This window comes from Streptomyces sp. NPDC043726 (genome assembly GCF_056436565.1).
Map to the genome: position 1 here is coordinate 304,264 of NZ_JBWKCI010000009.1, position 13,579 is coordinate 317,842.

At 72.8% G+C, this 13,579-nt stretch carries 11 protein-coding genes; 7 read left to right on the forward strand and 4 right to left on the reverse strand.

What is annotated here, in order from left to right:
- The first annotated feature begins 62 nt into the window (after window positions 1–62).
- Together AC068Z_RS26800 and AC068Z_RS26805 are read left to right on the forward strand one after the other, a co-directional pair.
- Window positions 63–1,472 carry a phytoene desaturase family protein gene (locus AC068Z_RS26800; protein WP_478561005.1) on the forward strand — a complete coding sequence of 470 codons (1,410 nt, stop codon included), beginning with the start codon at window positions 63–65 and terminating at the stop codon, window positions 1,470–1,472.
- The gene (locus AC068Z_RS26805) at window positions 1,469–1,978 is read left to right on the forward strand and encodes an O-acetyl-ADP-ribose deacetylase (RefSeq protein ID WP_478560590.1); all 510 of its coding nucleotides are present in this window, start codon (window positions 1,469–1,471) and stop codon (window positions 1,976–1,978) included. Before AC068Z_RS26800 ends, AC068Z_RS26805 begins: the two co-directional genes overlap by 4 nt.
- A 25-nt stretch (window positions 1,979–2,003) precedes the next feature.
- On the opposite strand, the gene AC068Z_RS26810 is transcribed toward AC068Z_RS26805, so the two are convergent.
- The 4 genes from AC068Z_RS26810 to AC068Z_RS26825 are packed head-to-tail and all read right to left on the reverse strand — an operon-like array spanning window position 2,004 to window position 7,190.
- The gene (locus AC068Z_RS26810; RefSeq protein WP_478560593.1) at window positions 2,004–3,788 is read right to left on the reverse strand and encodes an ABC transporter ATP-binding protein; all 1,785 of its coding nucleotides are present in this window, start codon (window positions 3,786–3,788) and stop codon (window positions 2,004–2,006) included.
- Window positions 3,785–4,633 (reverse strand): ABC transporter permease, encoded by an 849-nt coding sequence (locus tag AC068Z_RS26815; RefSeq protein WP_478560596.1) that lies wholly within the window; start codon window positions 4,631–4,633, stop codon window positions 3,785–3,787. Before AC068Z_RS26815 ends, AC068Z_RS26810 begins: the two co-directional genes overlap by 4 nt.
- Window positions 4,630–5,652 (reverse strand): ABC transporter permease, encoded by a 1,023-nt coding sequence (locus AC068Z_RS26820; protein WP_478560599.1) that lies wholly within the window; start codon window positions 5,650–5,652, stop codon window positions 4,630–4,632. Before AC068Z_RS26820 ends, AC068Z_RS26815 begins: the two co-directional genes overlap by 4 nt.
- Window positions 5,637–7,190: an ABC transporter substrate-binding protein gene (locus tag AC068Z_RS26825; RefSeq protein ID WP_478560602.1), complete on the reverse strand. Its 1,554-nt coding sequence runs from the start codon at window positions 7,188–7,190 to the stop codon at window positions 5,637–5,639. Before AC068Z_RS26825 ends, AC068Z_RS26820 begins: the two co-directional genes overlap by 16 nt.
- Before the next feature lie 314 nt (window positions 7,191–7,504).
- Between AC068Z_RS26825 and AC068Z_RS26830 the strand changes: the two genes are divergently transcribed.
- Genes AC068Z_RS26830 through AC068Z_RS26850 form a run of 5 tightly spaced genes read left to right on the forward strand, consistent with a single transcriptional unit; the run spans window position 7,505 to window position 13,301 of the window.
- Window positions 7,505–8,497 carry a TauD/TfdA family dioxygenase gene (locus AC068Z_RS26830; RefSeq protein ID WP_478560605.1) on the forward strand — a complete coding sequence of 331 codons (993 nt, stop codon included), beginning with the start codon at window positions 7,505–7,507 and terminating at the stop codon, window positions 8,495–8,497.
- 21 nt (window positions 8,498–8,518) lie between these two features.
- On the forward strand, window positions 8,519–9,517 hold the full coding sequence (locus AC068Z_RS26835) for an ornithine cyclodeaminase family protein (RefSeq protein WP_478560608.1): 999 nt from the start codon (window positions 8,519–8,521) through the stop codon (window positions 9,515–9,517).
- Window positions 9,508–10,857: a Y4yA family PLP-dependent enzyme gene (locus tag AC068Z_RS26840; RefSeq protein ID WP_478560611.1), complete on the forward strand. Its 1,350-nt coding sequence runs from the start codon at window positions 9,508–9,510 to the stop codon at window positions 10,855–10,857. The genes AC068Z_RS26835 and AC068Z_RS26840 overlap by 10 nt, the downstream gene beginning before the upstream one ends.
- 21 nt (window positions 10,858–10,878) lie before the next feature.
- Window positions 10,879–11,907: a cysteine synthase family protein gene (locus AC068Z_RS26845; protein WP_478560614.1), complete on the forward strand. Its 1,029-nt coding sequence runs from the start codon at window positions 10,879–10,881 to the stop codon at window positions 11,905–11,907.
- A gap of 5 nt (window positions 11,908–11,912) precedes the next feature.
- On the forward strand, window positions 11,913–13,301 hold the full coding sequence (locus AC068Z_RS26850) for an MATE family efflux transporter (RefSeq protein WP_478560617.1): 1,389 nt from the start codon (window positions 11,913–11,915) through the stop codon (window positions 13,299–13,301).
- The last annotated feature ends 278 nt before the right edge of the window (window positions 13,302–13,579 follow it).

The following is a 13,579-nucleotide window of genomic DNA, read 5'->3' on the forward strand; positions in this document are numbered from 1 at the left end:
CCAGGCATATCCTGACCATGAGTGGCCTTCGGCTGACGATAGGGGACCGAGTCGTGCCAACGATGCTCGACGCCGTCGTAGTGGGGGCGGGACCCAACGGCCTGACCGCCGCCGTGGAGCTGGCCCGCCGCGGCTTCTCCGTGGCGCTGTTCGAGGCCAGGGACACCGTCGGCGGAGGCGCCCGCACCGAGGAACTCACCCTGCCGGGGTTCCGCCACGACCCCTGCTCCGCGGCGCATCCCCTCGGCATCAACTCGCCCGCGTTCCGCGCCCTGCCGCTCGCGCGGTACGGCCTGGAGTGGCTGCACGCCGAACTGCCGATGGCGCACCCGTTCCCGGACGGCACCGCGGCGGTGCTCTCCCGCTCGGTCGGTGAGACGGCGGCCTCCTTCGGCGCGCGGGACGCGGGCGCGTACCGCAGACTCGTCGAGCCCTTCCTGCCCCAATGGGACAACCTGGCCCGGGACTTCATGTCGCTGCCGCTGTCCGCGCTGCCCCGCGACCCGGTCACCCTGGCCCGCTTCGGCCTCGTCGGACTGCCCCCCTCGACCTGGCTCACCCGCCGCTTCCAGGGCGAGCGGGCCAAGACCCTGTTCGCCGGTCTGGTGGCGCACGTCATGGCTCCGCTGGGCGGCTTCGCGACCGGTGCCGTCGGCCTGGTTTTCGCGCTGGCCGCGCACGCCCGGGGCTGGCCGGTGGCCCGGGGCGGCTCGCAGTCGATCTCCGACGCGCTGGCCGCGTACCTGAAGGACCTCGGCGGCACGATCCACACCGACTACGAGGTCAAGCGGCTCGACGACCTGCCGCCCGCGCGGTCGTACATCTTCGACACCTCGCCCACCGCGCTGGCCCGGATCGCAGGCCTCGGCCGCTACTACGAGCGCTTCCGGTACGGCGCAGGCGTCTTCAAGATCGACTACGCGCTGGACGGACCGGTCCCGTGGACCGCGCCGGAGGCCCGCGCGGCCGGCACGGTGCAGGTGGGCGCCGACAGCAAGGAGATCGGCACGGCGCTGCGGGCCGCGTCCCGGGAGGGTAACGCGCCCGAACGGCCGTTCATGATCACGGTTCAGCCGAGTGTCGTCGACCCCGGCCGGGCCCCGGCCGGACAGCACGTCTTCTGGGCGTACGCGCATGTGCCCAACGGCTGGACGGGCGACCTCACGGACCGGATCGAACGCCAACTGGAGCGCTACGCACCGGGGTTCCGGGACCGTGTCCTCGCCCGCGCCACGGCGGGCCCGCCCGAACTGGCCGCCCGCAACGCCAACTACGTCGGCGGTGACATCGGCTCCGGCGCGGCCTCCGGACTGCAGCTCATGCTGCGCCCCAAGCTGTCCCTGTTCCCGTACTCCACCCCGCATCCGGCGGTCTTCATCTGCTCCTCGGCCACCCCGCCCGGGCCCGGTGTGCACGGGATGTCGGGGCACAACGCGGCGAAGGCCGTCTGGAGAAGGCTGAGGCAGACATGACCACCATCAAGCTCGTCCAGGGCGACATCACCCGTCAGAGCGCCGACGCCATCGTCAACGCCGCCAACTCCTCGCTGCTCGGCGGCGGGGGAGTGGACGGCGCCATCCACCGCCGCGGCGGGCCGCAGATCCTGGAGGAGTGCCGCAAGCTGCGCGCGTCCCGGTACGGCCGGGGCCTGCCCACCGGCAAGGCGGTCGCCACGACGGCCGGTGCACTGGACGCCCGGTGGGTCATCCACACCGTGGGCCCCGTCCACAGCGAGACCGAGGACCGCTCCGAGCTCCTCGCCTCCTGCTACCGCGAATCCCTGCGCCTGGCGGACGAGTTGGGCGCCCGCACCGTCGCCTTCCCGGCCATCTCCACCGGCGTCTACCGCTGGCCTATGCGGGACGCGGCCCGTATCGCGCTGGAGACGGTACGGGAGACGGAGACAGCGGTCGAGGAGATCACCTTCGTCCTCTTCGACGAGCCGGCACACGAGGCGTTCGCCGCACAACTGCGCTGATCCGTATCCCGTCCCGTTCCCGGCCTCAGCCCCCGAGCGCCACCCCCGTCGCCAGCGCCGCCGTCACCGGATGGGCCGGCTCCGCGAACAGCCGGTCCGTCGGACCCGATTCGACGATCCGGCCCTCGGAGAGGACCAGGAGGGAGTCGGTGCGGGCGGCGACCAAACGGAGGTCGTGGCTGACCAGGACCAGGGCGAGGCCCCGGGTTTCGCGCAGGGCCGCCAGGAGGTCCATCACGGCCTCGGCGGTGTCGCCGTCGAGCGCGGAGGTGACCTCGTCGCAGATGAGGATGTCCGGGTCGGCCGCCAACGCCCTCGCGATCGAGGCACGCTGGCGCTGTCCGCCGGACAGCTCGTACGGGTAGCGGTCCGCGAAGGCGGCGGGCAGGCCGACGTTCTCCAGCAGTTCCAGCACCCGGTCCGGCGCCTCGGCCCGGCTCGCCCGGCGGTGCAGCAGCAGCGGGCGGCGCAGCGTCGCCCCGATCGTGCGGCTCGGGTTGAGCGTGCCCAGCGGATCCTGCGGGACGAGTTGCAGCCGGCGCCGCTGCTCCCGGGACCGCCCGTGCGCGGAGGGGCGCAGGGCGGTGCCGTCGAGGCTGACGGTGCCCTCGGTCGGCCGGTGCAGGCCCACCAGGGTGCGCAGCAAGGTCGTCTTGCCGGAGCCGGAGGCGCCGACGACACCGAGGCTCGTCGCCGCCGAGAGGCTCAGGTCGATCCCGTGCAGCACCGGGGTGCGGCCACCGCGATGCGTGTACGCGGCGCACAGCCCCGTGGCGGTGAGCGTGACCGGGGCGTCGTCCGGGGCCGGGGTGCAGTCCGGAGCTGGAGTGAGATTCCGCGCTGCGGTGTGACCCCTGGCCGGGGTGTGACCCCTGGCCGGGGTGCAATCCGGGGCCGGGCTCTGATCGGGGGCTGGGCTGTGGTCCAGGGTTGGGCAGGGGTCCAGAGCCGGGCCGCGATCCCGGGCTGGGCTGTGGTCCAGGGTTGGGCCGGGGTCCAGAGCCGGGCCGCGATCCCGGGCTGGGCTGTGATCCCGGGCCGGGCTGTGATTCCGGGCCGGGGCGCGCGGAGCAGGGCGCGGCCGGACCCGCGGCTCCGGACGGACCCCGCCGAGGTCCACCACGTCGTCCGCCAGCCGCTCCACCAGCTCGGGGTCGTGGCACGCCAGAGCGACGGCGAGCCGGTGGTTCTCGGCGAGATGCCGCAGCAGCTCCGCGATCTCGTCCCGCAGCGCCGGGTCGAGCCCGGCGGTGGGCTCGTCCAGGAGCAGCACGGCCGGACGCCGGGCGAGGGCCCGCGCGAGCGCGACCCGCCGCTGCTGGCCGCCGGAGAGACCACCGATGCGCCGCTCCGCCAGTCCTCCGCCGACCGGCAGCCGGACCTCCGTGAGCAGCGCCCGGATCGCCTCCTTGCCGCGGTCCACCGCCACTTCGGCGAGCAGCTTCCGCACCCTCATCCGAGGGTTCAGCGCGGACGCCGGGTCCTGTCCGACGTAGGCGACCCGCTCCCGGCGCAGTGCGCGCAACTCCGTCTCGGACACGGTGAAGGGGTCCTGGCCCAGTACCTCGACCCTGCCCTCGACGCGCCGGGCGCCCGGCGGCAGCGTGCCGGTGACGGCCCGCAGCAGGGTTGTCTTGCCGCAGCCGGAGGGGCCCGTCACCGCGGTGACCCGTCCGGGGCGTAGTTCCAGGCCCGTGCCGTCCAGCAGCAGTCGTCCGTCGGTGGCGGCCACCCTCAACCCCGCCACCAGGACGGCGAGTTCCCCCTCCGCGGCCTGGTCCTTCGGATACCAGTCGGGCATGTGGTTCACAGCGCGGGCACCGCCTTCCGGCCGGTCGCGGGGACGAGGGCGGCGGCGGCCAGGTTGACGCTCATGGCGAGCAGCCCGATGCCGATGCTCGGCGCGAGCACCGCCCAGGGGTTGAGCAGGATGCCGCCCGCGTTCTCACGGATCATCAACGCCCAGTCGGCGGCGGGCGGTTGGGGTCCCACCTGGAGGAACCCGGCGGTGGCGACGAGGTACACGGCGGCGACGAACCGCAGCCCGAACAGCGCCAGCAGCGTCGCCCGCAGATTCGGCAGCACCTCGCGTACGACGAGATGGCCGAGCCGCTCCCCGCCCACGGCCGCCGCCTCCACGTACCCGGACGCGGCCACGGGAGCCGCCGCGCCCGCGACCAGCCGCACGGCGTACGGCACGCCCAGGACGACCGAGACGGTGACGACGGCGAGCCGACCGCCGTCCGGCCAGGACAGCGTGACCAGCAGGATGCCGAGCACGGCCGGCAGCAGCATGAGCACATCGGCGGCGCGCTCGACGAACCGCCCGACCGCGGGCCGCAGCACGCTCACCGCGCCGAGCACGGCGGCGGTGACGGTGACCAGCACGGCGACCAGCAGCGAGGTGACGACCAGCTCCCGCCCGCCGGCCAGCACCCGGCTCAGCACGTCCCGCCCCAACTGGTCGCCGCCGAGCGGTGCTTCACCGCCCGGCTCCGCGTACGGCGCCGAGACCGGCGCGTCGATCGCCTCGGGGGCGAGCCAGGGCCCGGCCAGCGAGAGCGCGGTGAGCAGTACGGCGGGCAGCACCCGCAGGAGTGTGCCCCGGCGCGAACGCACCCCGGGAACTGTGGACTTGAGCGTGACGGCGGTCATGTCCGGCCTCCCGAGGCCCAGGCGCGTACGAGATCGGCGAGCAGCAGGACGCCCGTGATGACGGCCCCCGTCACCACGACCACACCCGCGATGAGCGGACTGTCCCGGTCGGCCACCGCGCCCGCCAGCAGGGAGCCGATCCCCGGGTAGTTGAAGATGGTCTCCACCACGACGGCGCCGCCCAGCAGCATGCCGGTGGAGGTGGCGAGCCCCGCCGCGATCGTGGGCAGCGCCCCGGGCAGCAGATGATGGGTGAAGATCCGGTGCCGGGGGAGCCCGTCCAGTACGGCGGTCTCGATGTGCGGCGCCTTGGACTCGTCGTCGAGGGCCGCCCGCACGATCCGCGTGTTCCAGCCGATCTGCGGGATCGCCAGCGCGAGCACGGGCAGCACCAGCATCTCCCAGGAGGCGGGGGAGCCGTCGGCGTCGGTGAGGGTGACGGCCGGCAGCCAGTCCGTCCACAGCGCGAAGACCAGCACCAGAGCCACCGCGACCACGAACTCGGGCAGCGCGAGGATCCCGGTGGCGCTCGCGGACACCGTGCGGTCCACCGGGCCCCCGGGCCGGGCCGCCGCCCAGCAGCCGAGCGCGATGGAGGCGACCGCGGTCAGGAGCAGGGCCAGCCCGCCCAGGAGGAGGGTGTTGGGGAACGGGCGGGAGAGCAGGTCGGCCACCGACTCGCCGCGTGCGGACGTGCCGAGGTCGCCGGTGGGCAGCCCGGTCATCCACTCCCAGAACCGCTCCGGCACCGGCCGGTCCAGGCCCATCAGCCGGCGCCGCTCGGCGATGTCGGCCGCGCTCTCGCCGCGCTCGGAGGTGGCGTTGGCCGCGTCGCCGGGCAGCAGTTCGACGGCGGCGAAGACGAAGGCGAGCAGCAGCGCCAGCAGCAGCGCCCGGCGCGCGAGCACCCCGGCCAGGCGGAGCACGCCGCGCAGGACGGCCGGAACCGGCCGGGGGCGCGTTGCCCCGGCCGGTCCGTCGGACGGTGGCCGCGTCGCCGGGATCAGCGAGCCAGCCATGCGCTCTCGAGCTGGACGCGTCCGTAGCCGGGCAGCACGGGCAGGTCGCGCACCGCGGCGACGGCGAGATCGATGCCGTCGGCCATGCCCCACAGCAGATAGCCGGACTCGTCGAACTCGATCTGCTGGAGCTCACCCAGCACCTCGGCGCGCGCTCCCGCGTCCTTGGTGGCCATGGCCTTCTTGTACGCGGCGTCGAACTCCTTGTTCTTCCAACCGGCCTCGTTCTGGCCGGACTCGGACACCATCGTCTTGCTGGCGAAGAACACCACGGAGTCGTTGGTGCCCCAGTACGTGGTGTACAGGTCGCCCTTGAGCCAGGTCTTCTCCCAGAACGTCGCCGACTCCTGCTTGACGACCTTCACCTTGACGCCTGCCTCGCGGACCTGGGAGGCGAACAGGGTGGCCGCCTCGGCGAGGCCGGGGATGTCCTCGGTGGTGAGCAGCTCGTAGGTCTTGGAGGTGTCGAACTTGGCCTCGGCGAGCAGGGACTTGGCCTTGCCCAGGTCGCGGGCGCGCTGCGGGATGTCCTTGGCGTAGGCGGGGTCGCCGGTGCCGAGGATGTCGTTGGCGACGGTGCCGTAGCCGGACAGCACCTGCTTGACCATCGCGTCGCGGTCCACGGCCAGCCGCAGTGCCTCGCGCACCTTCGGGTTCGCGAACGGGCCGTCGGCGGTGCGCATCACGATCGGCATCGCCATGTCGTTCGGGCGGCGGACGATCTGGATGTCCTCGCGCTTCTCGGCCGTACGGGCCGCGACCGCGCCGACGTTGGAGGCCACGTCGATCTGCCCGGCGAGCAGCGCGTTGGCCATGGCCTGCGGGCTCTCGAAGATCTTGACCTCGATGGCATCGAGGAGGACCTCGCCGCCGTACCAGTCCTCGTTGCGCACCAGCCGGGCGTTGCCGGAGCGGAACCAGTCGAGCTTGAACGGGCCAGTGCCGGGCGCCTTGTCCAGCTCCTTCTCCGAGGTGTCCTTCTTGAGCACGAAGGTCGTCAGACGGGTGAGCTGCGGCAGTTCGGCGTTGGCGTAGTCGGAGACGAGGACGACGGTGTCGTCGCCCTCGGCCTTGATGTTCTCGGGCTTGATGCCCGGCAGCCGGGAGGCGCCCGCGGGGGTGTTGCGCAGTCGCTTGAGCGACCAGACGACGTCCTCGGCGGTGACCGGCGAGCCGTCGTGGAACTTCGCGCCCTTCGCGAGCGAGAAACGCCAGGTCTTGAGGTCGTCGGACGCCTGCCAACTCGCCGCGAGCCGCGGCACGGTGTTGGGCTTCGTGCCCGGCACGGTGAGCGTGTCGTGGACGAGCGAGATGATCAGGTAGTCGCTCTCGTTGGCCTGAACTCCGTGCGGATCCCGCGTGATGGCCGAGGCGCGGCCCAGGGCGCCCACTCGCAGGGTGCCGCCCTTCCTGGGCTTCTCGGAGCCCTTGGCGGGGGATTTGGCCGAGGTGTCGTCGTCACCGCCGCACGCGGCGAGCAATGCGGACGCGGCTATGGAGCCGCCGGCCCACAGTACTTGGCGCCTGTTCAGATTCACTTCGACCTCGTTCCGCTGGAGTGGGGCACTTTGCTTAGGTGTGCCTACCCTAATGAGATCCTTTGCGCAACCTGTGAGACACGGCCGTGACCTGCGCAAGGGGGGCGCCAACCCGGCGCACGGGGGCACGGTTTGGCGCGGGTGGGGCAGATGGCGACCGAGGGGGGCATTGGTCCCTAGTTAGGGTTGCCTTACCTAAATCGCGTTGGTATACGTTACAGGCCGCCCGCCGCCCACAGCGGACACACAGGGTCGGCATTTCAGACCGAGCGCCATCCCCCCGCACCCGACTTCCTGAAACGGACGACTCACCCATGCTCATGGGAGCCGCACCGCTGCGTCAGCTCGCCCCGCAGGCCGTAGAGCAGCTGGCCGACATCGCCCGGAAGATCCTTGCCGACCAGGGGAGTTCAGCCTCCCGGCCCGAAGTGCTCACACAGGTCGCCCGAGCCGCGAAAGACCTTGACGAAACGATTCAGCACGCCTGTCGCCCCGTCGACACCGACCACGGCCTGTTCGTTCTGCGCGGACTGCCCGTCGACGACACCGAAATCGGCCCCACGCCCGCCAGTTGGGCCACCGCCGACGACGGCGCGGCCGAATGGGACGTGCTCCTGCTCCTCCTCGCCACCCTGATGGGCCGGCCGATCGCCTGGGAGGGCCAGCAGGACGGCCGCTTCGTCCACAACATCGTGCCCTCGCCCGGCCACGAGGTGGAGCAGACCGGCGCCAGCAGCACCGTGCTGCTCAGCCCGCACACCGAGGACGCCTTCCACCCCGGCCGCGCCCACCTGCTGATGCTCGGCTGCATGCGCAACCACGACGCGGTGGCCACCACCGCCGCGAGCGTCCGCCAAGTCCGCCTGAGCGCCGATGACGTGGCACTGCTCTCCCGCCCGGTGCTCCCGATCCTCCCGGACGACGCCTACACCGAGGCCCAGGGCTTCGCCGGCGAGCCGCCCCGGATCCCGGCCCTGTGGGACTCCGGCGACGGGCTCACCCTGCGCTACGACCCCGCCTACACCCCGCTCGACCAGGCCCCCGCCGACTACCGCGCCGCCTACGACCGGCTGACCGCCGAACTGGAGCGCGTCTCGGTCGCCGTGAGCCTCGAACCCGGAGACGTCCTGGTCGTCGACAACGACCTCGTCGTCCACGGCCGCGTGCCGTTCAAGGCCCGCTACGACGGCACCGACCGCTGGCTCAAGCGCGCCTCGGTCCGGGTCCCCGGCCGCAGCAGCCGCCCGCCCGCCGAGGCGGACGAGCACGGCTACGGCCAGGCCGCCCTCGTGGCCGCACCCGCCTGACGTTCGACGAAGGGAACTGCAGTGACCGGCACACCCACCGACGACAAAACCCTGCGCATCCTGAGCACCAGCGACCTCGCGGGCATCGACATCAGCCTCTCCGACGTGGTCGACGTGGTCGAACAGGCCTACCGGACCCTGGCCGACGGCAGGTCCGCGAACCCGCGCAAGCTCACCGTCAAGCCGGACGACGGGCACTCCGTCTCCTACGCCATGCTCGGCCGGGACGGCGTGCGCAACGTCGTCGCCATCAAGACGTCGTACAAGCACGGCCTGGACAAGGGCCGGGACGAGCAGCACTACTACACGACCCTGACCGTCTACGACGACACCACCGGGCTGCCGGTCGCGATGATGGACTGCGGCCGGATCGGCTCGCTGCGCACCCCCGCGGTCTCCGCGCTGCTGGCCCGCGAGTGCGCCGCCCCCGGCAGCCGCAGCGCCCTCGTCATAGGCACCGGAACCCAGGGCCGGCTCGCCCTGCCCTTCCTGCTCACCACCCTGCCCGGCCTCGACCGCCTCATGGTCTACGGCACCCACCCCGACGGCCTCGCCGCGGTCCGCGAGCAGCTCCACCGCCACTTCCCCGAACGGGAGTTGGAGGTCGTGGAAGACGTCCGGGCCGCCGCGGCCGACGCCGACGTGGTGGTCGCCACCGCGGGCAACCACACCCCGGCCGCGGTGGAGTCCGACGACCTCAAGCCGGGCACCGTCGCCATCCTGGTCGGCCACGGCATCGCCCCGTCCACGCTGCACCGGGCCGACCGGGTCATCGCCACCAGCGAGGCGCAGATGAAGGTCACCGGCACCGACATGGCCGACGCGAACGGGGAGTTCCCCGCCGTGGACGCCGAGTTCCCCGAGGTGCTGGCGGGCCGGGCGCGCGGCCGGCAGGCACCCCAGGAGCAGATCTTCGCCTACAACAGCGGCCTGGTCGTCACCGACATCGCGCTCGGCCACCGCTTCGCACAGCTCGCCATCGAGCAGGGCCTGGGAACGCGGGTGTCCCTGTGGCAGTGATCCGGTCCGCGGCCCCGCCGCTGCCCGCCCACGACGATCCGCAGCTGGCCGCCGTCCTCACCGGCGGCCTGCCGCACGAGCTGTCGCACGCCCTCGGCGGCCCGTTCCACCTGCTCCTGCCCGACCGCTTCGACACCAACACGGCGGCCTTCCGCGCCGCGCTCGCCGAGTCCGGCGTCGAGGGCCAGGTGTACTACGCCAAGAAGGCCAACAAAGCCGCCGTATGGATCGAGCGCTGCGCGGTCTCGGGCACGGGCGTCGACGTGGCCAGCGCCGGTGAGCTGACCGACGCGCTCGGGCACGGGGTGCGCGGCGAGCAGATCGTGGTCACCGGGCCCGCCAAGAACGGGCAACTCCTGCGCGTGGCCGTCCTCCAGGGCTGCCTGATCGCCGTCGACGCCCTCGACGAGCTCGACCGGGTCGTCGCCGAGGCACGTGCCCTGCGCCGACAGGCGCGCGTGCTGCTCCGGCGGCTCCCGCCCGCCCAGCCGCGCAGCCGCTTCGGCCTCGACGAGTTCGAGATGGAGACCGCCCTGGTGCGCTGCCAGGAGGCGGGCGAAGCCCTCGACCTCCAGGGCTTCTCCTTCCACCTCTCCGGCTACGACCCGGAGCTGCGCGCCGAACTGGCCGTGGAACTGGTCGACTTGTGTCTGAAGGCACGTCAGTCGGGGTTCCGGGCCGACCGGATCAGCATCGGCGGCGGCTTCGCCGTCGACTACACCGACGCCGGGCACTGGGAGCGCTACCTGCGCGAACAGCGCGCCGAGCACTACCACGCGGGCAAGTCCTTCGCCCCGGGCGACTTCTACCCGTACCACTCGCCGGTCGCGGGCGCGGACGCCCTGCGCGCGGTCCTCGCCGCGCACGGGCTCGCCGAACGGCTGCGCGAGGCAGGGGTACGGCTGCTGCTCGAACCCGGCCGGGCGCTGCTGGACCGGGCCGGCTGCACGGTATTCCGGGTCCAGGGCGTCAAGGACCGCCCCGGCTACGGCATCGTCACCGTGGACGGCAGCAGCCTCAGCCTGTCCGAGCAGTGGTTCGCCAGCGAGTACCTGCCCGACCCGGTCCTGCTGCGCCGGACCCCGGGGAGCGGCGAGCCGTACGCGGCCTGCGTCGGCGGGGCGACCTGTCTGGAGTCCGACATGGTCACCTGGCGCAAGGTGGGCCTGCCCGCCCGGCCCGCTCCCGGCGATCTGCTCGTCTACCCCAACACCGCCGGATACCAGATGGACTCCAACGAGTCGCCGTTCCACGAGCTCCCGCTCCCCCCGAAGGTCGTGCTCGACCCCGCGGGCTGCGGTGTCACCCGCTGGCGCCTGGACCGCAACCACCTCATCTGATCCCTACGGAGGAACCTTCCGATGGACAAGGCGCTCACGCGTCCCGCCGTGGTCAGCCGGGTCTCCGACCTCATCGGCCACACTCCGCTGTTCGAACTGTGCCGCACGCCCACCGGAAGCCGACTGCTGCTGAAGCTGGAGCAGTTCAACCCGACCGGCACGGCGAAGATCCGGATGGCGCGCCAGATGGTCCTGGACGCCGAGGAGCGCGGGCTGCTGCGCCCCGGCGGCCGGATCGTGGAGTCCACCTCCGGCAACACCGGACTCGGCCTCGCCGTCGTCGCCGCCGAACGCGGCTACACCTTCACCGCGGTCGTCGACCACCACGCGGCCGTGGACAAGCTGCGCGGCATGAAGGCTCTCGGTGCCGAGCTGGTCTACGTCGCCGACGAGGGCGACGAGGAGCTGGCCACCGCCGCCCGCGAGGAGTTCGCCGAGAAGCTGGCCGCCGAGAGCGACAACGCCTACTTCACCGAGCAGCACAACAACCCGGCCAACGGCGACGGTTACCGGCCCGTGGCGCACGAACTGCACGCGGCTCTGGACGGCCGTATCGACGTGCTGATCGGCGCCGTGGGCACCGGCGGCGGACTGTTCGGCTGCGGGGGAGAGCTGCGCGCGAGCGTGCCGGACGTGCGCATCGTGGGCGTCGAGCCGAAGGGCTCCATCGCCTTCGGGCCGCCCGCGCACGACTACTACCAGTCCGGCACCGGCACCCCCGAGGGCGCCACCATCGGCGCGATGGTCGACTACGACCTGCTCGACGAGGGCGCGAAGGTCGGCGACGTCGAGGCGTTCGCCACCGCCCGCGTCCTCGCCCGCCGCCTCGGACTGCTCATCGGCGGCTCCGCGGGCGGAGTCGTGTACGAGGCCCTCACCCGCATGTCCGCCCTCGCGCCGGGCACGACTATGGTCGCCCTGGTCAACGACGGCGGGGAGAAGTACATGGACACCGTCTTCAACGACGACTGGATGAACGCCCGTTCGCTCATCGACCCCGACATCGAACGCGAGGTCGACGAGCTGCTGACCAAACTCCGCGAGAACTGAGCCCGATGCCGACACCGTTCACCACCCTGCTCCAGGACAGCCGCGCGCTGGCCGCGCTCGCCGTCCCGCTTGCCCTCACCCAGCTCGCCCAGGTCGCCCTCACCACCACCGACACGGTGATGATGGGCCTCATGGGCACCGAGGCCCTGGCGGGCGGCGGCCTGGCGCTGGTCATCTTCAACCAGCTGCGCACCATGGGCGTCGGCATGGTCACCGCCGTGGGCAACCAGGTCTCCGCCGCCTCCGCGCACGCCGAGGACGCCGAACTCACCGACGCGGCCCAGGAGGAGGTGCGGGACGTGGTGCGCGCCGCGCTGGCGCTCGCCACCCTCTCCGGCCTCGTCGGCGCCCTCGCCATCCTGCTGATCGGGCAGGCCGTCCGCTTCCTCGGCCAGGACCCGGACGTGGTCGACACGGCGTGGCCGGTCCTGCTCGCGCTCGCCCCGGGCCTGGTGCCCTGCCTCTGGTTCCAGGCGATCCGCCAGTTCACCGTCGGCATGCGCCGCCCGCAGGCCCTGCTCCGGATCACCATCGCCTCGGTCGCCGTCAACGCGGGCCTGAACTGGGTCCTGATCCACGGCACCTGGCTGTTCCCCGAGCTGGGCCTGCCCGGCATCGGCGTGGCCACCACCACGGTGTACGCGCTGACCTGCGTGGCGCTGTACGTCTCCGCGCGCCGCGACCCGCTGCTGGCGCCCCTGATGGACGTCCGGATCTGGAAGACCCGCAAGGCCACCCTGCGCCGGCTCACCGGCCTCGGGGTGCCGATCGCCGCCACCTACGGCTCCGAGGCGGGCTTCTTCTCCGTCGTCGCCCTGCTCATCGGCACCTTCGGCAGCGCCGCCCTGGCCGCGCACACCGCCGTCAACCAGCTGATCTACATCGTCTTCCAGATCGCCGTCGGCCTCTCCCACGCGGCCTCCATCAACGTCAGCCGGGAACTCGCCCTCGGCCGGGTCGCCGCGGCGCAGCGCATCAAGAACACCGCGCTCGCCTGCGCGGCGGCCGTGATGGCCGTGGTCGGCGTGGTCTACCTGGCCGTGCCCGAGCTGGTGCTCCGCCCGTTCCTGGACTCCTCGTCCGCCGCCGAGCGCATCGCGACCGACCTCCTGCTCGTCGCGGCCGTGCTGCAGTTCTTCGACTGCGCCCAGAACATCGGCGTGGGCCTGCTGCGCGGCCTGGACGACACCAAGAGCGGCTTCCGGATCACCCTCGTCGGCTACTGGCTGATCGGCCTCCCCGCGGCCTGGCTCTTCGGCGAGGCGGCGGGCTGGGACACGGTGGGCGTCTGGTTCGGCCTCCTCACCGGCCTGGCCGCGACGGCCGTCCTGCTCCTGCGCCGCTACCAGCGGGCGCTGTCCCTACGGGCGGTGGAGCAGCCGGCGGCGGCGTGACGGCGTACAGCGGCAGCGGCAGCGGCAGCGGCAGTCGGCGGCACGGCGGCCGTGCGGCGGCGGCAATGCGTGGCGGCGGCCCGACGGCCGTGCGGCGGCAGCGGGCGGTGTCCCGGAACCCATAGAGCACCGGCCGCCGGCTGTCTGAGGGGCGTACGCCGAGGACCGGGCCGGCCGCCGGAGGCCGTATGCCGGTTGCCCTGAAGGCCGTACTCCATCCGAGGGCCCGGCCCCGCCCGATCACCCGTACGGCCCGCCGTGAATCGCCTCCCTCCTGC